A 24,615-nucleotide genomic window follows, 5' to 3' on the forward strand; every position below is an offset into this window, starting at 1 on the left:
GGACAGCATCGAAACACTGATCGCGCGGTGGCAGCGGGTCCTGGCGGCGATGACGGCCGACACCACCCAGCGGCTCTCGTCCCTGGACCTGCTTGACGAAGCCGAGCTTGCCCGACTGGATGCGTGGGGCAATCGGTCGGTATTGGCGACGCGTGAGCCCGCCACGACACCGGTTCCCGTCTCGATTCCGGTGTTGTTCGCCGAACAGGTCGCCCGAGCGCCTGAGGCGGTGGCGATCAGTTTCGGCGGCCGCCGCATGTCGTATGGGGAAGTCGACGAGGCGGCAACTCGGTTGGCGCACACGCTGGCAGCTCACGGTGTGGGGGCAGGTGCCTGCGTGGCATTGCTGGCGGAGCGTTCCGCAGAAGCGGTCGTGTCGATGCTGGCGGTGCTCAAGGCGGGGGCGGCATATCTGCCGATCGACCCCGTATTGCCCGATGCGCGAATTGAATTCATGCTCGCCGATGCCGCGCCGGCAGCAGCGATCGTCACCACCGGCCTGGCCGATCGACTGGCCGGGTGCGACCTGCGGGTCATCGAGGTCGATGAAGACGCGGATGCCGCGCACCCGGGTCTCGACGGCCTCGACGGCACCGCCTTGTCCGCGCCGGAGCCGGACGACATCGCCTACATCATCTACACCTCGGGGACCACCGGTGTCCCCAAGGGCGTGGCGATCACCCACCGCAACGTGACCGGGCTACTGGGCTCGTCTGACACGTTCCTGGCGGGACAGACGTGGACGCAATGGCATTCGTACGCCTTCGACGCCTCGGTCGAGGAGATCTGGGGCGCGTTGCTGCACGGCGGGCGGCTGGTGGTCGTTCCCGAGTCGGTGGCCCGCTCGCCAGAAGACCTGCAGACGCTGCTCGTCGCCGAGCAGGTCAGCGTCTTGAGCCAGACGCCCTCAGCGGTCGCACTGCTGTCGCCCGAGCGTTTGGGTGCGGTGTCGTTGTTGGTGGCTGGTGAGGCCTGCCCGGCCGAGTTGGTGGATCGCTGGGCGCCCGGACGCATGATGGTCAATGCGTACGGCCCGACCGAGACCACGATATGTGCTTCCAGGACTGCGCCTCTGGTGCCTGGGACGGGCGCTCCGTCGATCGGTGCGCCGGTTCCGAGCGCGGCGCTGTTCGTGCTCGACGGGTCGTTGCGTCGGGTACCGCCAGGGGTGGTCGGGGAGTTGTATGTCGCCGGCCGCGGCGTAGGTGTCGGCTACCTGGGCCAGGCGAATCTGACCGGATCGCGCTTTGTCGCTTGCCCGTTCGGCGCGCCGGGAACCCGCATGTACCGCACCGGCGATCTGGTGTGCTGGGGTACCGATGGCCAGCTGCGTTACGTGGGACGTGCCGACGAGCAGGTCAAGATCCGTGGGTATCGCATCGAACTCACCGAGATCCAGGCGGTTTTGGCCGGGCTGGACGGTGTCGAACAGGCAGCCGTGATCGCACGTACGGATTGCCCCGGCGACAAACGGCTGGTGGGCTACGTGACGGGGACTGCGGACCCGGCCAAGCTCCGCACCCAGCTGGCCGAACAGCTCCCGCCCTATATGGTCCCGGCCGCGGTGGTCACCTTGGCGACTTTGCCGTTGACCCCCAACGGCAAACTGAACACCCGGGCCCTGCCCGCACCTGAGTACCGGGACATCGACCGTTACCGCGCTCCGGGGACCCTCACCGAAGAGATCCTCACCGGGATCTACGCCGACGTGCTGGGAGTGGAGCGGGTCGGGGTCGACGATTCCTTCTTCGATCTGGGTGGAGATTCGCTGTCGGCGATGCGTCTGGTCGCCGCGATCAACACCACCCTCGATACCGGTCTCGCGGTGCGCGTCTTGTTCGAGGCGCCCACGGTGGCGCAGCTGGCGCCGCGCATCGGTGGCGACGAGGCTCGTCTGGATCCGCTGGTGGCCGGTGAGCGTCCCGCGGTGATTCCGCTGTCGTTCGCGCAGTCCCGGCTGTGGTTCCTCGATCAATTGCAAGGTCCCTCACCGGTTTACAACATGGCGACGGCACTGCGGCTCAGCGGGACGCTGGATGCCGACGCGTTGGGTGTTGCACTCGCCGACGTGGTGGCCCGTCACGAAAGCCTGCGTACCGTGTTCCCGGCAGTCGAGGGAATCCCGCGGCAGTCGGTGGTACCGGTGGACCAGGCGGACTTCGGCTGGGATGTCGTCGATGCCACCGGTTGGACGGCAGAGCAGTTGCACGAGGCGATCGGTGAGGCGGCGCGTCACGTATTCGACCTGTCCGGCGAAATTCCGTTGCGGGCGAGGCTTTTCCGCCTATCGGGGGACGAACATGTGCTGGCTGCGGTGGTGCACCATATCGCCGCCGACGCCTGGTCTCTCACGCCGCTGGTGACCGACCTCGGCGTGGCCTACGCCGGCCGGAGTGCCGGGCAGGCCCCTGCCTGGGCGGATCTGGCCGTCCAGTACGTCGATTACACGCTATGGCAGCGTGCACAGTTCGGGGACTTCGACGACAGCCGGAGTCGGATCGCCACACAGCTGACCTACTGGCAGGATGCGCTGGCCGGCATGCCCGAACGGGTGGAACTGCCCACCGACCGGCCGTATCCGCCGACCGCTGATCAGCGCGGCGCCGTCGTCACCTTGGACTGGTCCGCCGAACTTCAGCAGCAAATCAGCCGAGTCGCTCGTGAGCACAACGCGACCAGCTTCATGGTGATCCAGACAGCGTTGCTGACGCTGATGTCCAAGCTCAGCGGAAGTTCCGATGTGGCAGTGGGTTTCCCCATCGCCGGCCGGCGCGACCCCGCGCTCGACGAGCTGATCGGGTTCTTCGTCAACACGTTGGTGCTGAGGGCCGATCTGGCTGGAGATCCGACGGTTGCGGAGTTGTTGGCGCAGGTGCGGTCCCGCAGTCTGGCCGCCTATGACCACCAGGATGTGCCGTTCGAAGTACTCGTCGAGCGGCTCAATCCGACCCGGTCCCTGACCCACCACCCGCTGATACAGGTGGCGCTGGGATGGCAGAACGTTCCCGGTCAGTCCGGTGGCGGCCTTGCGCTCGGTGATCTCGAGGTCAGCCAGATGCCCGCGGACACCCACACCGCACGTATGGACCTGAGCTTCTCGATGGCGGAACGACGGACCCCGACCGGTGCACCTGCCGGAATCGCGGGGACGGTGGAGTTCCGCACCGACGTGTTCGACACGGCGACCATCGAAACGATGATCAACCGGTTCGAGCTCGTGTTGTCAGCGATGACCGCCGATACCGACCGGCGTCTGTCCACGATCGACCTGCTCGATGTCGTCGAACACACCCACATCGATGCGATGGGTAACCGGGCGGCGCTGGCCGGGGCGGTGCCGGCCTCGAATCCGGTGTCGGTCCCAGCGGTGTTCGCCGCCCAGGTCGAACGCGACCCGGAGGCCGTGGCGGTCACCTTTGACGGCCGCTCGCTGACGTACCGCGCGCTCGATGAGGCTGCAAACCGGTTGGCGCACTTGCTCATCAGTCAGGGAGCCGGGCCCGGTCACTGCGTGGCCCTGCTGCTGGAGCGGTCTGCGGATGCGATCGTCGCGATGCTGGCGGTGCTGAAGACGGGGGCCGCCTATCTGGCGATCGACCCCGCGCTGCCCTCGGCTCGAATCGACTTCATGCTGGACGATGCCGCACCGATCGCCGCGATCACCACCACCACCCTGGCCGGCCGACTGGACGGCCAGAGCCTGCGGGTGATCGACGTCGGTGACCCGGCGCTGGCGAACGAGCCCAGCACCGCGCCCGCGGAACCGGCGCCCGAGGATATCGCCTACCTGATTTACACCTCGGGAACGACCGGCCTTCCCAAGGGCGTGGCCGTCACTCACCACAACCTGACTCACCTGGCCCGGTCCACGCCTGAGCAGCTGCCCGAGAACCAGGTCTGGACGCAGTGCCATTCGTATGCGTTCGACTTCTCGGTATGGGAGATCTGGGCCGCACTGCTGGGCGGGGCACGCCTGGTCGTGGTGCCCGAGTCGGTCGTGACTTCACCCGCCGAGTTCCATGCTCTCCTGGTCAGCGAGCAGGTGAACGTGCTCACCCAGACCCCGTCGGCGGCTGGTGCGCTGTCCCCGGAGGGGCTGGAGTCGGTCGCGCTGCTGCTCGGTGGCGAGGCGTGTCCGGGTGAGGTGGTCGATCGTTGGGCGCCCGGGCGGGTGGTGATCAACGCCTATGGCCCCACCGAGATCACGGTGTACGCGTCGATGAGTGCACCCTTGAAACCGGGGTCGGGCGCCGCACCCATCGGGGCGCCCGTCCCGACGTCGGCGCTGTTCGTACTCGACCGGTGGTTGCGTCCCGTGCCTCCCGGCGTGGTCGGCGAGCTGTACGTGGCCGGCGACGGTGTGGCGTGTGGCTACCTGGGCCGCTCGGGATTGACGGCGGCGCGGTTCGTGGCGTGTCCGTTCGGTGAGCCGGGGCAGCCCGCAACGCGGATGTATCGCACCGGAGACCTCGTGAGCTGGCGTGCTGACGGGCAGCTGCAGTACCTGGGCCGTGCCGATGACCAGGTCAAGATTCGCGGCTATCGCATCGAGCTCGGCGAAGTGCAGGCCGTTTTGGGCGGACTGGACGGGGTCGGGCAGGCGGTCGTGATCGCCCGCGAAGACCACCCGGGGATCAAGCGTCTGGTCGGCTATGTCACCCAGGACGCGGCCGGTTCGGTGGATCCGGCGGGGATCCGAAATACGTTGGCCGACCGGCTCCCTCCCTACATGGTCCCGGCGGCGATCGTGGTCCTGGACGCGTTGCCGTTGACGGTCAACGGCAAACTCGACACCCGCGCCTTGCCGGCACCGGAGTACCAGGACGCCGATCGGTACCGCGCACCGGAGACGCACGTCGAGGAGATCCTGGCGGGCATCTATGCCGAGGTACTCGGGCTCGAGCGGGTCGGGGTCGATGAGTCGTTCTTCGACCTGGGCGGAGACAGCATCCTGTCCATGCAGGTAGTGGCTCGGGCCAGGGCGTGCGGCGTGATGTGCAGGCCCCGTGACGTTTTCGTCGAGCAGACCGTAGCCCGGCTGGCTCAGGTGGCAGGCCTGGCCGATGATGACGCCGGTCCGGTGGACGAGGGTGTCGGTCCGGTGGGGGCGACCCCGATCATGCGATGGCTGGAAGAGGTGGACCGTTCCGGCGGCCCGGTCGACGAGTTCAACCAGACGGTGGTGGTGCAAGCCCCACCGGGGGTCACCGAGTCCGACGTCGAGACGGTTTTGGCTGCGCTGCTGGACCGGCATGCCATGCTGCGTCTGCGTGCTGAAGACGGTGGGGCGGGGACCTGGTCGCTCGTGGTACCCGAGAAGGGTTCGGTGCGAGCACACCTGGAGTCGGTGGACGCGCTGTCCGATGAAGCACTGGTGGCGGCCCGGTCCAGGCTGAACCCGGCTGCCGGGGAGATGGTCAGTGCGCTGTGGGTGGCGTCCACCGGCCAGCTGGTGTTGACCATTCATCACCTCGCGGTCGATGCGGTGTCGTGGCGGATTCTGCTCGAGGACCTCAACATCGCCTGGGCTCAGCATTCCCAGGGTCAGCCGGTCGCGCTCTCTGCGACCGGGACGTCATTCGCGCAGTGGACGGCACTGCTCGGCGAGCATGCGCGCTCCGCGGCGGTGCAGGGTCAGGCCGCCGTCTGGCAACAGGTGTTGGCGACGCCATCCGCGCTACCCACGGTGCAGCCCGAAGTCGACACGTACGCCACCGCCGGCCACCTCACCGCGTCGTTGGATGTCGAGACGACCCGGGTCCTGCTCGGTGAGGCTCCGGCTGCGTTCCACGCTGGGGTGCAAGATATTCTGCTGATCGCCTACGCGCTGGCGGTGACAGAGTTCCTGGGTGTCACCCTGCCGGTGGCCATCGATGTCGAGGGTCACGGCCGTACCGAAGAATTGGGTGGAACCGTCGACCGGAACATCGACCTCTCGCGCACCGTGGGCTGGTTCACCGCCAAGTACCCCGTGGCGCTCAATGTCCGGGGGCCTCTGGCCGGGCTGCGCTGGTCTGAGGTGAAGGCGGGCGATCCGGCACTCGGCCGCGTGATCAAGGACGCCAAGGAACAACTGCGTGCCCTACCCGACGGCATGACCTACGGGCTCCTTCGCTACCTCAACCCTGGCATCGACCTGGCCGGAGCCGACCCGACCATCGGTTTCAACTATCTCGGCAGGCTGGGCGGCACGGGCGCCGCGCAGCCGGACGAGCTTGCCGGCCTCTGGCAGGTCAGCAGCGATGGGGCGACGTTCGCCGCTGCGGCCACGGCGATACCGATGCCTCTCGGTCACACCGTGGAACTCAACGCGAGCACCGCCGAAACCGAGACCGGCCCAAGTCTTCACGCCACGTGGACGTGGGCTCCGTCGGCCCTGGACGAGACCCAGGTCAGCCGACTCGGCCAGCTCTGGTTCGAAGCACTGAGCGGCGTCTGTGCGCACGTCCGCAACGGCGGCGGAGGTCTGACACCGTCCGACATCGTCCCCGCCCGCCTCACCCAGCCAGAGATCGACGAGCTGAGCGAGCACCACCGCGTTGCCGACGTACTGCCCCTGACGCCTCTGCAGCAGGGACTCCTGTTCCAGGCCAACGCAACTCACACCAACGATGACGACGTCTACGCCATGCAACTCGACGTCACCATCACCGGCCCGCTGGATCCACACCGGCTGCGCGAGGCGGTGCGCAACGTGGTGCAGCGCCACCCCAACCTGGCTGCGCGGTTCGACAAACGATTCGGCGACCCCGTCCAGATCATCCCGGCCGATCCCAGCGTGCCATGGCAGTACGTCGAAATGGCCACGGATGTCCTCACCGAGGAGCAGATACAGGAGTTGTGCGCCGCCGAACGCGCATCTGTCTGCGACCTGGTCCATCAATCGGCATTCCGCACGGCGCTGATCCAGACCGCGCACAACGTGCACCGGTTCGTCATGACCTATCACCACATCGTGCTCGATGGCTGGTCACTGCCGATCCTGTTGCAGGAGATCTTCGCCGGCTACTACGGGCAACGCCTGCCTGCCGCCGCGTCGTACCGCAGGTTCGTGACATGGATGGCCGATCGCGACGTCGATGCCGCCCACACGGCATGGCGTGAGGTCCTGGCGGGATTCGCCGCCCCGACCCTGGTCGCCCCCAACCGGGTAACACCAGGGCGACGGGCCACCGAGTCCTTCCGAGTGCCCGCCGAAACCACCCAGGCGGTCAACGAACTCGCGCGCTCACAACACACGACCGCCAACACCGTGCTCCAAGCTGCGTGGGCACAGGTGCTCATGTGGCTCACCGGCCAACACGACGTCGCGTTCGGCGTCGCGGTCTCGGGCCGGACGGCAGAAGTGGCAGGCGCGGATTCGATGGTGGGCCTGCTGATCAACACCGTGCCGGTCCGGGCCACCATCACGCCGGACACCACCATCGCGGGCCTGCTCGACGAACTGCAGCGCAGCCACGGCGACACGCTCGAGCATCAGCATCTGGCGCTCAGTGAAATCCACCGTGCCGTGGGCCATGATCAATTGTTCGACACGCTGTTCGTCTATCAGAACTATCCGGTGGAGAACGTGGCGTCAGCCATGGCCGACGGGTTGGCAATCACCGAGGTCAACGGCCGCGAATACAACCACTACCCATTGACTCTGCAGGCCATGCCCGGCACCGAGCTGGTACTGCGTGTCGAATTCGATACCGACGTGTTCACCGCCCAGCGTGTGAGCAAGGTCGTCCGACGGTTCCAGCGGGTGCTGGAGGCCATGACCGGGGAGGTACAACAATCGTGACAGCCGACTCCAACCGGCGGTTGTTGTCGATGGATCTCGACGACGACGATGAGCTTGAGGAGCTCGATGGGTGGGGTAACCGGGCAGCCCTGAAGGGGGCGGTCCCGGCGACGGTGTCGATTCCGGTCTTGTTCGCCGAGCGGGTGGTTCGTCATCCGGACGCGGTGGCGGTCAGCCTCGATGACAGTTCGTTGACCTATCGGGAACTCGACGAGGCCGCGAATCGGTTGGCGCACTTGCTGGTTGAGCGGGGTGTGGGTCCGGGGCTGCGGGTGGCGCTGTTGTTCCCGCGGTCGGTTGAGGCGGTCGTGGCGATCATGGGGGTGCTGAAGACCGGTGCGGCGTATGTGCCGATCGATCCTTCGGTGCCTGATGCTCGGCTGGATTTCGTGCTCTCTGACTCCGCGCCGATGGCTGTGGTGACCACCGCTGATCTGGTGGATCGGTTGGGCGGACGTGGGTTGACGGTGATCGATGTCAACGACTCCGCTACGGCCGGTCGGCCGAGTACTCCACCGCCGGTCGAACCAACCGGCGAGGATGTCGCGTATCTGATCTACACGTCGGGTACTACGGGTGTGCCCAAAGGTGTGGCGGTTGCGCATCGGAATGTGGCGCGGTTGCTGCGGGCGGTGGACGCCGATGTCGAGTTGTCTGCGGGTCAGGTGTGGACGCAGTGTCATTCGTTGGCTTTCGACTTTTCGGTGTGGGAGGTTTTCGGCGCGCTGTTGCATGGTGGCCGGTTGGTGGTGGTGCCCGAAGAGGTGACGCGTTCGGCCGAAGAGTTCCACGCGTTGTTGGTCGATGAACATGTGAATGTGTTGAGTCAGACGCCGTCGGCGTTCTATGCGCTGGCCGCCGCAGATGTCGCCCGGCCTGACAGTCAGCTCTCACTCGAGCTCGTGGTGTTCGGCGGTGAGGCGCTGGAACCGCAGCGGCTGGCTCCGTGGTTGGCTGAACACCCGAGGCTGCCGCGGTTGATCAATATGTACGGGATCACCGAGACGACGGTGCATGCGTCGTTCCGGGAGATCACCGCGGCCGATGTGGTGAACGCGGTCAGTCCGATCGGTGTACCTCTGGACGATCTCGCGTTCTTCGTGCTGGATCGCTGGTTGCGCCCGGTGCCCGCGGGCGTGGTGGGCGAGTTGTACGTGGCCGGTGCGGGTTTGAGCTATGGCTATGTCGGTCGTTCTGGACTGAGCGCGTCGCGGTTCGTCGCGTGTCCGTTCGGTGAGGCCGACACGCCGGGGTTGCGGATGTATCGCACCGGGGATCTGGTGTCTTGGAACCCGGAAGGGGAGCTGCAGTACCTCGGGCGGGCCGATGAGCAGGTCAAGATTCGTGGCTATCGCATCGAGTTGGGTGAGATCGAGTCGGCGTTGAGGGCTTTGGCTGGGGTCGAGCAGGCGGTGGTGATCGCCCGTGAGGACCGTCCCGGCGACAAGCGTCTGGTCGGCTACATCACCGGGACCGCCGATCCGTCGGCAGCCCGTGCCGCGCTGGGGGAGAAGCTGCCGGCCTATATGGTGCCCACCGCGGTTGTGGTGATTGATGCGTTGCCGTTGACGGTCAACGGCAAGCTCGACAAGAAGGCTTTGCCTGCACCGGAATATCAGCACATCGATGACTATCGGGCCCCGTCGACTCCGACCGAGGAGATCCTGGCCGGGATCTACGCCCAGATCCTCGGACTGGACCGTGTCGGCGTGGACGACTCCTTCTTCGATCTCGGCGGGGATTCTCTACAGGCCATGCGCCTGGTCGCCGCGCTCAACAGAACCTTGGACGCCGGCCTCGAAGAGCGCGTCGTATTCGATGCCCCAACGGTAGCCCAGTTGGTCCATCGCATCGGTGGTGATGAGGCTCGGCGGCAGCCGTTGCTGGCCGTCGAGCGGCCAGAGGTGATGCCCCTGTCGTTCGCGCAGAGCCGGTTGTGGTTCATCGACCAATTGCAGGGCCCCTCACCGGTTTACAACTTGGTGGCAGGGTTGCAGCTTGACGGTCGGGTCGATGCCGATGCGCTGGGCGCGGCCTTCGCGGACCTGCTCGGTCGCCACGAGAGCCTGCGCACGTTATTCCCGACGGTCGACGGGACGCCTCAGCAGTTGGTTGTTCCCGCCGAGCAGACCAGGTTCTCCTGGGACGTCGTCGACGCCGCCGGATGGTCCGCCAGCCGGTTGCAGGACGCCGTCGAGGTAGCGGCGCGGCACAGTTTCGACCTGGCTGCCGAGATCCCCTTCCGGGCAACGATTTTCCGCGTTGCCGAGGACAAGCATGTGCTGGTCACGGTAGTGCACCACATCGCCGCCGACGGCTGGTCGATCACGCCGCTGGTGGCCGATCTGGGGACGGCATATGTCAGTCGGCGCGCAGGGAACGCGCCCGGCTGGGAACCGCTGGCGGTCCAATATGCCGATTACACCCTGTGGCAGCGCAGGCAGCTCGGCGATCTGGAGGACAGTGCCAGCCGTATCTCTCAGCAACTGAGTTTCTGGGCGGAATCACTTGCCGGGATGCCTGAACGGGTGGCGTTGCCGACCGACCGCCCGTATCCCCTGGTGGCTGACCATCATGGCGACAGGGTTGATGTGGCGTGGCCGGCCGAACTGCAGCAGCAGGTTGCTCGCCTGGCTCGCGATCACAACGCGACCAAGTTCATGGTGATCCAGGCGGCGCTGCTGACCCTGCTCTCGAAGCTGAGCTCAAGTTCCGATGTGGCCGTTGGCTTCCCGATCGCCGGACGTCGTGATCCAGCCCTCGATGAGCTGGTCGGGTTTTTCGTCAACACGTTGGTGCTACGCGCGGATCTGGCTGGAGATCCCAGCATTACCGAGGTGCTGGCTCAAGTGCGAGCCCGCAGCCTCGGCGCCTTCGAGCACCAGGATGTGCCTTTCGAGGTACTCGTCGAACGACTCAATCCAACCCGTTCGTTGACCCATCACCCTCTGGTGCAGGTGATGTTGGCCTGGCAGAACGTTCCGGGACAGGCCGATGCTGCCGGTGGCGGTTTGGTGCTGGGAGATCTGGAAGCCACCCAGCTTCCGCTGGACACCCACACCGCGCGCATGGATCTGTCCTTCTCGTTGGCCGAGTGCTGGACTGAAACCGGCGAGGCCGCAGGGATTTCCGGGACCGTGGAGTTCCGCACTGACGTGTTCGACGCAGCAAGCGTCGAAGCGTTGATCGATCGGTTGCAGCGGGTGCTCGAGGCGATGGCCCTCGACCCGACCCGGCGACTGTCCGCGATCGATGTGCTCGATGCCGATGAGCAGGCACGTCTGAATACGGTTGGCAATCTGGCGACACTGACGCGCCCGGCACCCGACCCGGTGTCGATTCCCGCGTTGTTCGAGGCACAGGTGGCCCGCGATTCTGATGCGACGGCGGTCATTTCCGACGGCAGACACATCACATATGGAGAGCTCGATCGCGCCGCGAATCGCTTGGCGCACAGGCTTATCGAGCAGGGTGTGGGCCCGGGGCAGCGAGTGGTCCTGCTGTGTTCGCGGTCAGTCGAGGCGATCGTGGCGATTTTCGCGGTGCTCAAGACCGGTGCGGCGTATGTGCCGATCGACCCAGCGGTACCCGACTCCCGACTGGAGTTCGTGGTGACCGACTCCGCCGCGGTGGCCGCGGTAACCACCGCTGATCTGGTCGACCGCCTGAGCGGGCATCAGTTGCGTGTGATTACCATCGACGACGCCGCGGTCGCCGAACGGCCGTACAGCGCACCGCAGGTGGGACCCCGCCCGGACGATATCGCTTATCTGATCTACACCTCCGGTACCACGGGCACGCCGAAAGGCGTCGCGATCCCGCACCACAATGTGACCCGGTTGCTACAGGCGCTGGACGCCGATCTCGAGTTGTCTGCGGGTCAAGTGTGGACGCAGTGTCATTCGTTGGCTTTCGACTTTTCGGTTTGGGAGATTTTCGGCGCGCTGCTGCACGGCGGCCGGCTGGTGGTGGTGTCCGATTCGGTGGCCCGATCGCCTGAAGAGTTCCATGCCTTGCTGGTCGCCGAGCGCGTCAGTGTGTTGAGTCAGACGCCGTCTGCGTTCTATGCGCTGCAAACGGTGGACGAGCTTTCCCCGGGAGCAGGATCTGAGCTCCAACTCGAGTTGGTCGTGTTCGGCGGCGAGGCGCTGGACCCGACACGGCTGGGGGAGTGGTTGCAGGACCATCCGGTGCTTCCACGGTTGATCAATATGTACGGGATCACCGAGACGACGGTGCACGCGTCGTTCCGGGAGATCACCGCCGCCGATACCGAGGTCGCGGTCAGCCCGATCGGTGTTCCGCTGAAGCACCTGGCCTTTGTCGTCCTGGATCGCTGGTTGCGGCCGGTGCCGGTCGGTGTGGTGGGTGAGTTGTATGTGGCCGGTGCGGGTTTGGGTGCCGGCTACGTGGGCCGGGCCGGGTTGAGTGCGACGCGGTTCGTGGCGTGTCCGTTCGGAGTGCCGGGACAGCGGATGTATCGCACCGGGGATCTGGTCTGTTGGCGCCCGGACGGGGAGCTGCAGTACCTCGGGCGTGCGGACGAGCAGGTCAAGATCCGCGGGTACCGCATCGAACTCGGTGAGATCCAGTCAGCGTTGAGGGCTTTGGATGGGGTCGAGCAGGCGGTGGTGATCGCCCGTGAAGACCGTCCGGGAGACAAGCGTCTGGTCGGTTACGTCACGGGAACCGCCGATCCCGATGAGCTGCGTGCCGAACTCGCGACAAAGCTCCCGTCCTACATGGTCCCGACCGCGGTGGTAGAGATCGAGGCTCTGCCATTGACGGTCAACGGCAAACTCGATGTTCGCGCGCTGCCGGCACCGGAATACCAGGACATCGATCGTTACCGTGCTCCGGCCACTCGCGTCGAGGAACTTCTGGCCGGCATCTTCGCCGAGGTCCTCGGTCTGGAGCAGGTCGGAGTCGACGACTCGTTCTTCGACCTTGGTGGAGACAGCATTTCGGCCATTCAGGTGATCTGGCGCGCGCACGGCGCCGGCCTGACCGGTCGACCACGCGACATCTTCGTCCAGCAGACCGTGGCTCGGCTCGCGCGGGTGGTCAGGATGGCCGACAGCACCGGCGGTGTGATCGACGAAGGGCTCGGCCCGGTGGTGGCGACCCCGATCATGCGGTGGTTGAAGAGCCTGGAACGCGCCGACGGCCCGATCGACGAGTTCAATCAGACCGTGGTGCTGCAGGCGCCCGCTGGTGCCTCCGAGGACGACGTCGTAATTCTGTTGCAGGCCTTGCTCGATCGGCACGGCATGCTCCGGTTACGCGCCGAGGATGACGGCGCCGGCGGATGGTCGTTGACGGTGCCAGAAGCGGACATGGTGGACGCGCGAGGTTACCTGCACACGGTCGACCTGTTGACGGAAGACGCGCTGGCAGCGGCGCGGTCGCGGTTGAATCCTGCCGCCGGGGCGATGTTGAGCGCGTTGTGGAGTTCGGCCACGGGACAGCTGGCGTTGGTCGTACACCATATGGCGGTCGACGGCGTGTCATGGCGAATTGTGTTGGAGGACCTCAATATCGCCTGGACTCAGCATCGCGGCGAGCAGCCCGTGCTGCTGCCGCCGGCGGGGACGTCGTTCAAGGGATGGGCCGAAGTGCTGGCCGAGTATGCGCGCGACCCCGAGGTGGTCGGCCAGGCGGAGGCGTGGCGGCAGGTGACAGGCATCCCGCCCGCGTTGCCCGCCCCGCGGCCCGCTGAGGATACGTTCGCGACCGCCGGATACCTGTCGGAATTCCTGGACGCCGAGACCACCCACATGCTGCTCGGCGACGTGCCGGCGGCATTTCACGCCGGAGTGCAGGAGATCCTGCTGATCGCGTTTGCCTTGGCGTGGGCGCAGTACCTGGGCACTGGCGGCGCGCCGATCGCGATCGATGTGGAAGGTCACGGGCGTCAAGAGGAGTTGGCCGGTCTGAGCGGCCCTGACGACCGAGATATCGACCTGTCGCGCACGGTCGGCTGGTTCACCACCAAGTACCCGGTGTCGTTGCACTTCGGGGGCCGCGGTGGCGGGCTGCGCTGGACGCAGGTGGTAGCCGGCGACGCGGCGCTCGGTGCGGTCATCAAGGATGCCAAAGAGCAGCTCCGGGCGCTGCCCGACGGCCTGACCTACGGCCTACTGCGCTACCTCAACCCCGACGTCGATCTGGCCGGATCCGATCCGGTGATCGGGTTCAACTACCTGGGCCGGCTGGGCTCCCCGGCGGCGTATGCGTCGGGTGACGTGTGGCGCTTCAGCCAGGAAGGCTTGTCGTTGACCGGCGCCGCTGGGGCGATGCCCATCGCGCTGGCGCACTCGGTGGAACTCAACGCGGTCACCATCGACACCGACAGTGGCCCCCATCTGAACGCCACCTGGACGTGGGCGCCCACTGCGCTGGATCGCGAAGCTGTCACCCGGATCAGCCGGTTGTGGTTCGACGCCCTGGCGGGTATCTGTGCCCATGTCAGGCGGGGTGGAGGCGGGTTGACCCCGTCGGACATCGCACCAGCACGGCTGGGGCAGCAGCAGATCGATGCGCTGCACAGCGAATTCCCCATTGCCGACGTGCTTCTGCTGACGCCCTTGCAGCAGGGACTCCTGTACCACGCCGGCATTGCGAACTCGTCCGGTGATGACGTCTACGCGGTGCAACTCGACCTGGCATTGAGTGGTCCGCTCGATGTGCACCGGCTCCATGACGCCGTGCAGACAGTGGTCAGCCGACATCCGCATCTGGCGGCCCGCTTCTGTCCACAATTCGAGCAACCCGTGCAGGTAATTCCCACCGATCCGGTGACGCCCTGGCGGTATATCGAGTTGGATGCCAACAGCATTGGCGTCGACGAGCAGATCGAGGAGATCTGCGCGGCCGAACGTGCCGCAGTGTGCGACCTCGAGAACCAGCCCGCCTTCCGAACCGCGCTCATCCGCATCGCGAACGACCGGCACCGGTTTGTACTGACCAATCACCACATCGTGCTCGACGGCTGGTCGATGCCGATCCTGATGCAGGAGGTCTTCGCCTGCTACCAGGGACTGCGGCTGCCCGCGGCCTCGCCGTATCGCAGTTTCATGACATGGCTGGCCGAGCGCGATCACCATGCCGCCCATGCGGCGTGGCGTGAGGTGTTGGCCGGTTTCGACACTCCGATTCTCGTGGGACCGCCGCAACAGCTGCGGTTCGGGCAGCGAAGCGTCGGCTCGTATCGGCTGCCTGCGAAGACGACGAGGGCCCTCACCAAGCTGGCGCGCTCGCATCACACCACCGTCAACGTCGTATTGCAGGGGGCCTGGGCACTTTTGCTCAGCTCGCTGACCGGAGAACATGACGTCGCCTTCGGAACTGTCGTCTCCGGTAGGTCGCCGGAGGTGGACGGCGCGGATTCGATGGTGGGCCTGCTGATCAACACGGTGCCGGTGCGGGCCACCTTCACCCCGGACACGACCACGGCGGACCTGCTGGACCAGCTGCAAAGTGCCCACAACGACACGCTCGAACACCAGCACGTGGCGCTCAGCGACATCCATCGCATGACCGGCCAGGACAAGTTGTTCGACACCGTCTTCGTCTACGAGAACTACCCGACTGACGTCGGAACGCAACCGGGCGGGGACGGATTGGCCATCACTGGTTTCAGCAGCCGCGACTACTACCACTATCCGATCGCGGTGCAAGCCGGGCCGGGCCGCGAGTTGGAGCTTCGCGTCCAATATGACACCGATGTGTTCGACGCGGAGACCATCGAAGCGCTCATGGAGCGGTTCAAGAAGGCATTGGTGGAGATGACCGCTCATCCGGGCCGCCGGTTGTCGTCCCTGGATCTGCTCAAGAGGACAGAGAAGTCGCTCCTGGATAGGTGGGGCCGCACAGCGGCGTTGGCTCCGTTGGCGACGACAGGGGCACCTGAGCCCGCAACATCTGGGACCGACGGCGCCTATCGCCCCCCGGCCACCTTGATTGAGCAGATCCTGGCCAGCATCTATGCCGAGGTGCTCGGTGTGGACCGGGTCGGGGTGGAGGAGTCGTTCTTCGATTTGGGCGGTGATTCGATTTCTGCGATGCGTGCTATCGCCGCGATCAACGGAGCTCTCGACGTCGAACTCACGATGCTCACACTGTTCGATGCCCCGTCGGTGCGGCGCCTGGCCCAGGAGTTGGCAAACGCGCCGGCGCAGTGAACGGTCGCCGCGCCGACCGCGGGGGACCGGCGCGGCGATCACCACATATAGGGCACCAGGCGGTAGCGGGCTTTCTGCGCGTACTCGCGGTATCCGTCCAACTCTTCGACCAGTAGCTTCTCTTCATCCCGGATGCGGACGATGAGCATGACGACGCCCGGTATGACGGGCAGGAGACCCCAGTAGGAGCCGAGTGCCAGGGGGAAGCCGATGATCGTCAGCACGTTGCCGGTGTACATGGGGTGCCGCACGAGCCCGTACAGGCCCGTGGAGACGAGCTTCTGATCCGACTCCACCTGGACGGTGGAGGCCGCGAAGCTGTTCTGGATGACCACCAGGCTCGTGACGCCCAGCCCGACGGCTACCAAGACATCACCGGCCACGCAGATCGCTGCCGGCACCGACGACCAGCTGAAGCGATGGTCGAGGGCGCTGACCACCACCATTGCCGCCAGTGAGGCGTACCAGCCGGCGATGAGGACTTTCTGCAGGGTCCGAGTCTCCGCACCCGGCCCGGCGTGCTTGCGCCGTTGGTGCGCATCAGGGTTTGCGCGTTGCAGGTAGATGGTGGGGATCCACGTCGAAAGGGCGAACACCACGAGGAAGGCCCAGGCTTGCCAGAAGTCGAAAGTTCCGGCGAGGGCGAACAGCACCAAGCCGAACACGGCGAGCTCGACGAGCCCGAATCCCACAACTCTCGCAACGGCTTTCACAATCCTCCTGTCGTCCGTCGCAGCATCGACTGCCCGCGGGCACAATGCAGCGCAGGGCTCAACCTACCGTCGGTCAGTCGGAAGACGGGTGCGTTTGGCCTCATGGCGCGATCCGGGCGGTGCAGCCACGTTTCGAAGACTTGCTGCCGTAGCGTCCGCTCGTATGTATGAAGTTCCCGACGGCAGACGGAAGACGGCCACCACGGTTGCCGTGGCCTCGGCAATCATCCTGGCGGTTTCTTTCGTGGCACTCTTTCTCGTCTTGAGCAGCGATGCGCTGACATCAAATCTGATGAGCGGCGCCTATCCGTCGACCACAGAGATGGTGCAGGCGCGCGGGGGAGCGGTACTGAGTGTTGCTTTGGCGATAGTCGGCTATGGCGGACTGATCCGGGCCGCGGTGATAAGCAAAACCACGACGGTGAAAGTTCTGAGCGGGGTGTTCGGCGTCGCGCTGATCGGGTACCTACCCGCCGCGCTCTTCGTCTGCGCTACTGCCTTCCAATGACTTCTCTGGTGCCCTCGGTGAGATTCGAACTCACACTGTACGGGTTTTGAATCCGTTTCCTCTGCCAGTTGGGATACGAGGGCGTGCCGATCAGTGCTGCGGCCTACCACCATAGAGGATGGCCCCGCGGTCGCCGAACGGCGGCCTCCACGACACAATGTTTCCCATGACCGGGTCACCGAATGACGCTGATAGCCCCCGCCGAGTGCTGATCGCCGAGGATGAGGCGCTCATCCGCCTCGACCTCGCCGAGATGCTCCGTGAAGAGGGCTACGAGGTCGTCGGCGAGGCCGGCGACGGGCAGGAGGCCGTCGAACTCGCCGAGGCACTCCGCCCGGACCTGGTGATCATGGACGTCAAGATGCCGCGTCGTGACGGGATCGACGCGGCCTCCGAGATCGCCAGTAAGCGCATCGCCCCGATCGTCATCCTGACCGCGTTCAGCCAGCGGGAGCTCGTCGAGCGCGCCCGTGATGCCGGGGCGATGGCGTACCTCGTCAAGCCCTTCAGCATCACCGACCTGGTCCCGGCCATCGAGGTCGCGGTCAGCCGGTTCAGCGAGATCGCCGCGCTGGAAAACGAAGTGGCGACGCTGGGGGATCGTCTGGAGACCCGCAAGCTGGTCGAGCGGGCCAAGGGTTTGCTGCAGACCAAACACCAGATGAGCGAGCCCGAGGCCTTCAAGTGGATTCAGCGGGCCGCGATGGACCGTCGTACCACCATGAAACGCGTGGCCGAGGTGGTGCTGGAGACCCTCGAGGATTCCGAGGACTCGCCCGTTCAGGAGAGCTGATCGGCGGGCCCGGTTGTTAATTGTGGGTTTCCGCCGGGCCGAAATTCCACGTTCACCCAGGATCCACGGAAGAACCATTCACTCAACATCCCGCACTCGGGCCGGTGGTTGGCTATGTTCTACCCGAAGCTCCGGCGCCCAGCCCTCACAAGGTCAGGGCGCCGGTGCCGCTGACAACTCTGACCCGGAGGTGAAGCGTGCGCGGTCGCGTGGCACGGAAAGCATTTGCTCTCGGAAGTGCGGGTGTGGTTGCCCTGGCGATTGCCGGCTGTAACCAATCCTCGCCGGAAGGCGAGGCATCGCAGACCAATTTGAACATCGTCGAGAAGGTTCAGATCGACGAGAACGGTGCCGAGATCAAGGCCGCCGAGGGTGTCAGCCCCGCCGACCCTGCCGGCGACGGCAAGGCCAACTGCCCGCCGGTGATGATCGGCATGATGGGCGCGCTCAACGGCCCGGATGCCGCGCTGGGCATCAACATCAAGAACGGCGTGCAGTTGGCGATCGACAAGCACAACGCCGCCAACGCCGGCTGCCAGGTGCAGCTCAAGAGCTTTGACACCGAGGGTGATCCGCAGAAGGCGAGCGGCGTCGCGCCGCAGATCGTCGACGAGGCGTTCATCATCGGCTTGATCGGCCCTGCGTTCTCGGGCGAGACCAAGGCCACCGGCGACGTGTTCAACCAGGCGGGCCTGGTCGCCGCGACGGCATCGGCCACCAACGTGACGTTGAGTGAGAACGGGTGGCGGACCTTCTTCCGCGGCCTGGCCAACGACGGCGTGCAGGGTCCCTCGGTGGCCAACTACCTCAAGAACACGCTCGGCAACAAGAAGGTGTGCGTTGTCGACGACAGCACCGACTATGGGCTCGGACTGGCCGAAGCGGTGCGTGAAACCCTTGGCCCGGTTGCCGATTCGTCGTGCAACATCTCGGTGAAGAAGGGCGACAAGGAGTTCTCGGCTGCGGTCACCCAGATCAAGGGTGCCGCGCCGGATTCCGTGTTCTACAGCGGTTACTACTCTGAGGCCGCACCGTTCGTGCAGCAGCTCAAGGACGGCGGTGTGACGGCGACGTTCGTCAGCGCCGACGGCACCAAGGACCCACAGTTCGTCAAGCAGGCAGGCGAATCGTCAAAGGGTTCGTTGCTGTCCTGCCCGTGCGGCCCGGCGACCGGTGCGTTCGCCGACGAATACACCCAGAAGTTCGGCCAGGCACCGGGCACGTACAGCACCGAGGGCTATGACCTGGGCACCATCCTGCTCAAGGGCATCGACTCCGGTGCCATCACCCGGCCGGCCCTGTTGGACTTCGTCCGCAAGTACGAGGGCCAGGGTGTGGCACGCAAGTACCAGTGGACCGACAAGGGCGAGCTGACCACCACCTTGATCTGGATGTACGAAGTCAAGTAGTCCCTCTGACGGAACGCGTCCGAGACCGTAGCCCGGACTCGGACGCGTTTCGTTTCACATCACGAAGTTAGGAGCCGCCGCCGGATGATCCACCAGTGCGTCGAGCAGTCCGCCTGCCTGGCATCCAACATCAGCTTCAACCTGGATGGCCTGCGAGACGGCTTCTGGCAGTTGACGATCGACGGCCTCTCATGGGGTGCGATCTACGCACTGGTGGCAGTCGGCTACACGCTGGTGTTCGGCGTGCTGCGCCTGATCAACTTCGCGCACTCCGAGATCTTCATGCTGGGCATGTTCGGCGCGTATTTCTGTCTGGATGTGATCCTCGGGTTCACCCCGAGCGGTAATGCCTACAACAAAGGCGTGGCGCTGACGGTGTTGTATCTGGCCATCGCCATGCTGTTCGCGATGCTGGTCTCGGGATCGGCTGCGGTCGGGCTGGAACTCATCGCCTACCGGCCGCTCCGAAAACGCAATGCCCGCGCCCTGACCTTCCTGATCACGGCCATCGGAATGTCGTTCGTGCTGCAGGAGTTCGTGCACTTCGTGTTGCCGAAGCTGATGAAGGGCTACGGCGGGAGTAACGCGCAACAGCCCATCGTCCTGGTCCAGCCGAAGGCTCAATTCACGATTTTCGGCGCCACGGTGTCGAACGTGACGCTGGTGATCGTGGGCGCGGCGCTGGTGCTCGCGGTGCTGACCGACATCGCGATCAATCGCACGAAGTTCGGCCGCGGTATCCGGGCCGTCGCGCAGGACCCGACCACGGCGACACTGATGGGGGTCTCCCGGGAACGCATCATCATGCGGACCTTCCTCATCGGCGGTCTGCTGGCGGGTGCCGCGGCGCTGCTCTATACGTTGAAGGTGCCGCAGGGCATCATCTACTCGGGCGGATTTCTGCTCGGTATCAAGGCATTCTCGGCGGCGGTGCTGGGCGGCATCGGTAATCTCCGCGGCGCCCTGCTGGGCGGTCTGCTCCTGGGCATCATGGAGAACTACGGGCAGGCGGTCTTCGGAACGCAGTGGCGCGACGTCGTGGCATTCGTTCTGCTGGTGCTGGTCCTGCTATTCCGGCCGACCGGCATACTCGGTGAAAGCCTCGGGAGGGCGCGGGTATGAGCGAGCATCACGGTTCAGAGTCCGCCGGGTCGGTGACCAGGACGCTGCTGGCTCCCGGCGACGCCATTCGCGACTGGTGGTCCACGCTGCCCCGGATGGCCAAATGGCTTGTCGGGGTGCTGGGTTTCGGATTGCTGGCGCTGCTGCCGTTGTTCACCCCGAGCTTCCTCAACACCACGGGCATCAGTTTCGGCGGCACCATGGCCCAGTTCGCGATGGTCGCCATCATCGCGATCGGGCTCAACGTCGTCGTCGGGCAGGCGGGCCTGCTCGACCTCGGTTATGTCGGCTTCTACGCGGTCGGCGCCTACACCGTCGCGCTGCTGACCAGCCCCGACAGCCCGTGGAACAAGGTGGGTCCCAACGGGTTTCTCAGCAAGGACTGGGCGTGGCTGTCCTGTGTGCCGCTGGCCATGGCGGTCACCGCGCTGGCCGGGCTCATCCTGGGAACGCCCACCCTGCGGTTGCGCGGAGACTATCTGGCCATCGTCACCCTCGGATTCGGTGAGATCATTCGCCTGCTCGCCGACAACCTGTCCGACGTCACCAACGGTTCGCGAGGGCTCAATCAGGTCGCGTACCCACGGCTGGGGGAAAGCGAGAAGCTGCCCAACGGCGTGTTCTCCAGCGGTAACTCGGCCGGTGAGGCGAACTACGGCACCTGGTGGTTCTGGCTGGGGCTGATCCTGATGATCGGCATCCTGCTGTTGGTCGGCAACCTGGAGCGCAGCCGCGTGGGGCGCGCCTGGGTGGCGGTCCGCGAGGACGAGGATGCCGCAGAGGTGATGGGCGTCAACACCTTCCGGTTCAAGCTGTGGGCTTTCGTGATCGGCGCCGCGATCGGTGGCCTCTCGGGTGCGCTCTATGCCGGCCAGGTCCAGTACGTCGCGCCGCCGACGTTCAACATCATCAACTCGATGTTGTTCCTGTGCGCGGTGGTACTGGGCGGTCAGGGCAACAAACTCGGCGTCATCTTCGGCGCGTTCATCATCGTGTATCTGCCCAACCGGCTTTTGGGGGTCGAGTTCCTCGGGATCAACCTCGGCGATCTGAAGTACCTGTTCTTCGGCCTCGCGCTGGTGGTGCTGATGATCTTCCGGCCGCAGGGGCTGTTCCCCGTGCGCCAGCAGCTGTTGACCTATGGCAGATCGGCTCGACAGTTGTTGCGCGGCAATACGGACAAGGAGCCGGCGCTGTGACCGAGCCCATGCCCGGCCTGACCGGGAGCATCGAAGAACTGGCCGGGGTACACCGGGAAATCCAGGCAGCCGAGGGTGAGATCCTGTTGGAGACACAGGATCTCACGGTCAAGTTCGGTGGCCTGGTCGCCCTGGACTCGGTCAGCTTCAACATCCGCCGCGGTGAGATCCTCGGTCTGATCGGCCCCAACGGTGCGGGCAAGACCACCTGCTTCAACGCGATCACCGGCGTCTACCGGCCCAGCTCGGGATCGGTCATCTTCGACGGCGCCCCGCTGGGCCGGATCAAGCGCCACCAGATCACGCGTCGTGGAATCGCCCGTACGTTCCAGAACATCCGGCTCTTCGGCGAGATGACCGCGCTGGAGAACGTGATGGTGGGAACCGATGCGCGGCACAAGACCTCGGTGCCCGGAGCTCTGGTGCGTTCCCCACGCCATCGCCGCGAGGAGCGGTCGGCGATCGAGCGAGCGGCTGCATTACTTCACTTTGTCGGGATCGCCCATCGTGGCGAGGAGAAGGCCAAGAATCTGCCCTACGGTGACCAACGCCGCCTTGAGATCGCCCGCGCACTGGCCACCGAGCCCAAGCTGTTGTGCCTGGACGAGCCGGCCGCCGGGTTCAACCCGGCCGAGAAGGCGTCACTGATCGAGCTGATCCGCAAGATCCGCGACGACGGCTACACCGTGCTGTTGATCGAGCACGACATGCGTCTGGTGATGGGCGTGACCGACCGCATCGTGGTGCTCGAATTCGGCCGCAAGATCGCCGACGGATTGCCACACGAAATCCGCGAGGACCCGAAGGTCATCGCCGCGTATCTGGGGGTACCCGATGACGAGCTCGGCTGAGACCAGCCCGCCGGTGCTGCTCGAGGTGCGCGATGCGGTGGTGCACTACGGCCGGATCAAGGCGTTGCACGGGGTTTCGCTGGTGGTGCACGAGGGGGAGTTGGTGACCCTGCTGGGCTCCAACGGAGCCGGCAAGACGACCGTGATGCGGGCGATCTCGGGCCTCCGGCCGCTGACCTCGGGCTCGGTCTGGTTCGAGGGTCGCGACATCTCCCGGGTGAAAGCACATCAGCGCGTGATCGACGGGCTGATCCAGGCTCCCGAGGGTCGCGGGGTGTTCCCCGGCATGACCGTGCTGGAGAACCTCGAGATGGGTTGCTATGGACGCAAATTCGCGTCCCGCGCGGAGCATGACGAACGGTTGGACTGGGTGTTCGAAACGTTCCCCAGGCTGGCCGAGCGGCGCTCGCAGGTGGGCGGCACCCTCTCCGGCGGGGAACAGCAGATGCTGGCCATCGGCCGGGCGCTGATGGCCCGGCCCAGGGTGCTGTTGCTCGACGAGCCGTCGATGGGGCTGGCGCCGATGGTGATCTCGCAGATCTTCAAGATCATTTCCGAGATCAACGCCCAGGGCACCACGGTGTTGCTGGTCGAGCAGAACGCCCAGCAGGCGCTGAGCCGGTCCGACCGCGCCTACATCCTGGAGACCGGCAACGTCACCCGTACCGGTGATGCGCGGGAATTGTTGGCAGACGACAGCATTCGCGCCGCGTACTTAGGCGTCGCATAGCCCCAGCGCTCGAAACCCAGACGCCGCGAGCGTGCGGGTATGCCGGCGACACGCCGCGCTGGTTTCGATTTTTGCGCACGCTCACGGCACGCTGGGGTGGTGATGGTAGCCAAATCGATCGCACTGTTCGTCCTCGCCGCGGTATTGGAGATCGGCGGGGCCTGGCTGGTGTGGCAGGGCGTCCGCGAGCATCGCGGTTGGATGTGGATGGGCGCCGGGGTGATCGCGCTCGGCGCCTACGGCTTCGTCGCGGCGTTCCAGCCCGACGCCCATTTCGGTCGGGTGCTGGCCGCCTACGGCGGGGTGTTCATCGCCGGTTCGTTGTTGTGGGGCATGGCCGCCGACGGTTTCCGGCCCGACCGCTGGGACGTCACCGGTGCACTCGTGGCCCTGGCGGGCGTCGGTCTGATCATGTACGCCCCGCGCTGACCGTCAGCCCAGATGGGCGCTGTCGTCCTCGAGGTCGTCGCGGTTCAGACCCATCGGTGTGGCGGCCGGAACGTCCCCGGCGGCCACCACCTGCCGGGTGATCGGTGTCAGCACCCGGAACAGGGTGGTGATCTCGTCGTCGGTCAACGCATCCAGCGCACCGAGGGCCAGGGCATCGGTGCGGTCCTCGATGGCCTGCTTGATGTCTCGGCCGGCGTCGGTGAGGTCGCCCCCGTCGTCCAACCAGCCACGCGACCGCAATCGCTCGACGTATTCCGCCCACTGCTCGTCGTCGTAATCGCGGCCGCGCATGATCATCTCGCGCGGCACCCGCCCGGCCGCGGCGTGCAGCACATTGCATTCCCGGCCGCTGATGCCCTCGGCGACCAGCACCGCGATATGGCCGTCGCCGCGTTGCTCACGCAGCAGGGTGACCGCGTGCCAGAGTTTGGCGACCGGCTCGTCCGGCCACGGCAGGGCCCGGTTGGCGGCGTAGAGCGGCCGGCCATCCAACGGCGCGGTGCGGGCGGCCTTGGCGGTCAGCTCGGCCGCGAGGCGCGTGGACTCTGAGTCGGTCACCCCGGAGCGCCGCAGCGCCGCGACCGCCGAGTCCGACCGCACCTGCAGAAGCCTTGCCGGACTTGCCTTGTCCCAGGCCGCGGGCAGGGCCCTGGACACCCGTTCGGTGGTGAAGTTGTAGAAGGCCGCGGCGACGACTTCGGGCGGCACGATGCCCAGCGGGGCTGAGCGGGCGCCGAAGTACCCCATCCAGAAGCCGGGGTAGCCCAAGTCCGCGAATGCCGCGAGCGATTCCGGGGCGAAGTAGGTGACCCCGTGTACCGGCTCCAGCCGGTCGAAGAAACGACGTGCCAATGCCGGAGAACGACCCATA

Annotated in this window: 11 protein-coding genes, 1 tRNA gene and 1 pseudogene (1 of these 13 cut by a window edge); 10 read left to right on the forward strand and 3 right to left on the reverse strand. The window is 65.9% G+C overall.

Features of this window, described 5'->3' with window-relative positions; all coding sequences use genetic code 11:
- Both ACZYZ7_RS04925 and ACZYZ7_RS04930 read left to right on the forward strand, forming a co-directional pair.
- Nucleotides 1–7,786, forward strand: the end of a protein-coding gene (locus ACZYZ7_RS04925; protein WP_463740345.1) for a non-ribosomal peptide synthase/polyketide synthase. Its footprint begins 16,634 nt before the window's first position; only the last 7,786 of its 24,420 coding nucleotides appear in the window; the start codon falls outside the window, past its left edge; its stop codon occupies nucleotides 7,784–7,786.
- Nucleotides 7,783–15,969, forward strand: a pseudogene (locus tag ACZYZ7_RS04930) (amino acid adenylation domain-containing protein); the annotation flags it as partial. The gene ACZYZ7_RS04925 and the pseudogene ACZYZ7_RS04930, both read left to right, overlap by 4 nt.
- Before the next feature lie 38 nt (nucleotides 15,970–16,007).
- Here the strand turns inward: ACZYZ7_RS04930 and ACZYZ7_RS04935 are convergent.
- Nucleotides 16,008–16,682: a methyltransferase family protein gene (locus ACZYZ7_RS04935; protein WP_450071763.1), complete on the reverse strand. Its 675-nt coding sequence runs from the start codon at nucleotides 16,680–16,682 to the stop codon at nucleotides 16,008–16,010.
- 163 nt (nucleotides 16,683–16,845) lie between these two features.
- On the opposite strand from ACZYZ7_RS04935, the gene ACZYZ7_RS04940 reads away from it, so the two are divergent.
- A complete protein-coding gene (locus tag ACZYZ7_RS04940) occupies nucleotides 16,846–17,190 on the forward strand; it encodes a hypothetical protein (protein WP_450071764.1) in 345 nt (114 codons plus the stop codon).
- A 6-nt stretch (nucleotides 17,191–17,196) separates the two neighbouring features.
- On the opposite strand, the gene ACZYZ7_RS04945 is transcribed toward ACZYZ7_RS04940, so the two are convergent.
- Nucleotides 17,197–17,273, reverse strand: a tRNA-Leu gene (locus tag ACZYZ7_RS04945).
- An 83-nt stretch (nucleotides 17,274–17,356) separates the two neighbouring features.
- On the opposite strand from ACZYZ7_RS04945, the gene ACZYZ7_RS04950 reads away from it, so the two are divergent.
- From ACZYZ7_RS04950 to ACZYZ7_RS04980, 7 genes are all read left to right on the forward strand, one after another.
- Nucleotides 17,357–17,983 carry an ANTAR domain-containing response regulator gene (locus ACZYZ7_RS04950; protein WP_135454576.1) on the forward strand — a complete coding sequence of 209 codons (627 nt, stop codon included), beginning with the start codon at nucleotides 17,357–17,359 and terminating at the stop codon, nucleotides 17,981–17,983.
- Nucleotides 17,984–18,180: 197 nt separating this feature from the next.
- Nucleotides 18,181–19,392, forward strand: coding sequence for a branched-chain amino acid ABC transporter substrate-binding protein (locus ACZYZ7_RS04955; protein WP_450071765.1), 1,212 nt, complete (start codon nucleotides 18,181–18,183; stop codon nucleotides 19,390–19,392).
- Between the two features lie 84 nt (nucleotides 19,393–19,476).
- A complete protein-coding gene (locus tag ACZYZ7_RS04960) occupies nucleotides 19,477–20,514 on the forward strand; it encodes a branched-chain amino acid ABC transporter permease (protein ID WP_135454579.1) in 1,038 nt (345 codons plus the stop codon).
- Nucleotides 20,511–21,713, forward strand: coding sequence for a branched-chain amino acid ABC transporter permease (locus tag ACZYZ7_RS04965; protein ID WP_135454581.1), 1,203 nt, complete (start codon nucleotides 20,511–20,513; stop codon nucleotides 21,711–21,713). Before ACZYZ7_RS04960 ends, ACZYZ7_RS04965 begins: the two co-directional genes overlap by 4 nt.
- A gap of 8 nt (nucleotides 21,714–21,721) precedes the next feature.
- Nucleotides 21,722–22,564 (forward strand): ABC transporter ATP-binding protein, encoded by an 843-nt coding sequence (locus tag ACZYZ7_RS04970; protein ID WP_463740551.1) that lies wholly within the window; start codon nucleotides 21,722–21,724, stop codon nucleotides 22,562–22,564.
- On the forward strand, nucleotides 22,548–23,294 hold the full coding sequence (locus ACZYZ7_RS04975; protein ID WP_450071766.1) for an ABC transporter ATP-binding protein: 747 nt from the start codon (nucleotides 22,548–22,550) through the stop codon (nucleotides 23,292–23,294). Before ACZYZ7_RS04970 ends, ACZYZ7_RS04975 begins: the two co-directional genes overlap by 17 nt.
- 102 nt (nucleotides 23,295–23,396) lie before the next feature.
- The gene (locus ACZYZ7_RS04980) at nucleotides 23,397–23,723 is read left to right on the forward strand and encodes a YnfA family protein (protein WP_135460043.1); all 327 of its coding nucleotides are present in this window, start codon (nucleotides 23,397–23,399) and stop codon (nucleotides 23,721–23,723) included.
- A gap of 3 nt (nucleotides 23,724–23,726) precedes the next feature.
- On the opposite strand, the gene ACZYZ7_RS04985 is transcribed toward ACZYZ7_RS04980, so the two are convergent.
- Nucleotides 23,727–24,614 carry an SCO6745 family protein gene (locus ACZYZ7_RS04985; RefSeq protein WP_463740346.1) on the reverse strand — a complete coding sequence of 296 codons (888 nt, stop codon included), beginning with the start codon at nucleotides 24,612–24,614 and terminating at the stop codon, nucleotides 23,727–23,729.
- Between the last annotated feature and the right edge of the window lies 1 nt (nucleotide 24,615).

The organism is Mycobacterium sp. IDUB_17 (assembly GCF_055419465.1).

Coding starts and splice junctions, on each gene's coding strand:
- ACZYZ7_RS04940 (WP_450071764.1), top strand. CDS start 16,846: ATGTATGAAGTTCCCGACGGCAGACGGAAGACGGCCACCACGGTTGCC.
- ACZYZ7_RS04950 (WP_135454576.1), top strand. CDS start 17,357: ATGACCGGGTCACCGAATGACGCTGATAGCCCCCGCCGAGTGCTGATC.
- ACZYZ7_RS04960 (WP_135454579.1), top strand. CDS start 19,477: ATGATCCACCAGTGCGTCGAGCAGTCCGCCTGCCTGGCATCCAACATC.
- ACZYZ7_RS04965 (WP_135454581.1), top strand. CDS start 20,511: ATGAGCGAGCATCACGGTTCAGAGTCCGCCGGGTCGGTGACCAGGACG.
- ACZYZ7_RS04970 (WP_463740551.1), top strand. CDS start 21,722: ATGCCCGGCCTGACCGGGAGCATCGAAGAACTGGCCGGGGTACACCGG.
- ACZYZ7_RS04975 (WP_450071766.1), top strand. CDS start 22,548: ATGACGAGCTCGGCTGAGACCAGCCCGCCGGTGCTGCTCGAGGTGCGC.
- ACZYZ7_RS04980 (WP_135460043.1), top strand. CDS start 23,397: ATGGTAGCCAAATCGATCGCACTGTTCGTCCTCGCCGCGGTATTGGAG.
- ACZYZ7_RS04985 (WP_463740346.1), bottom strand. CDS start 24,614: ATGGGTCGTTCTCCGGCATTGGCACGTCGTTTCTTCGACCGGCTGGAG.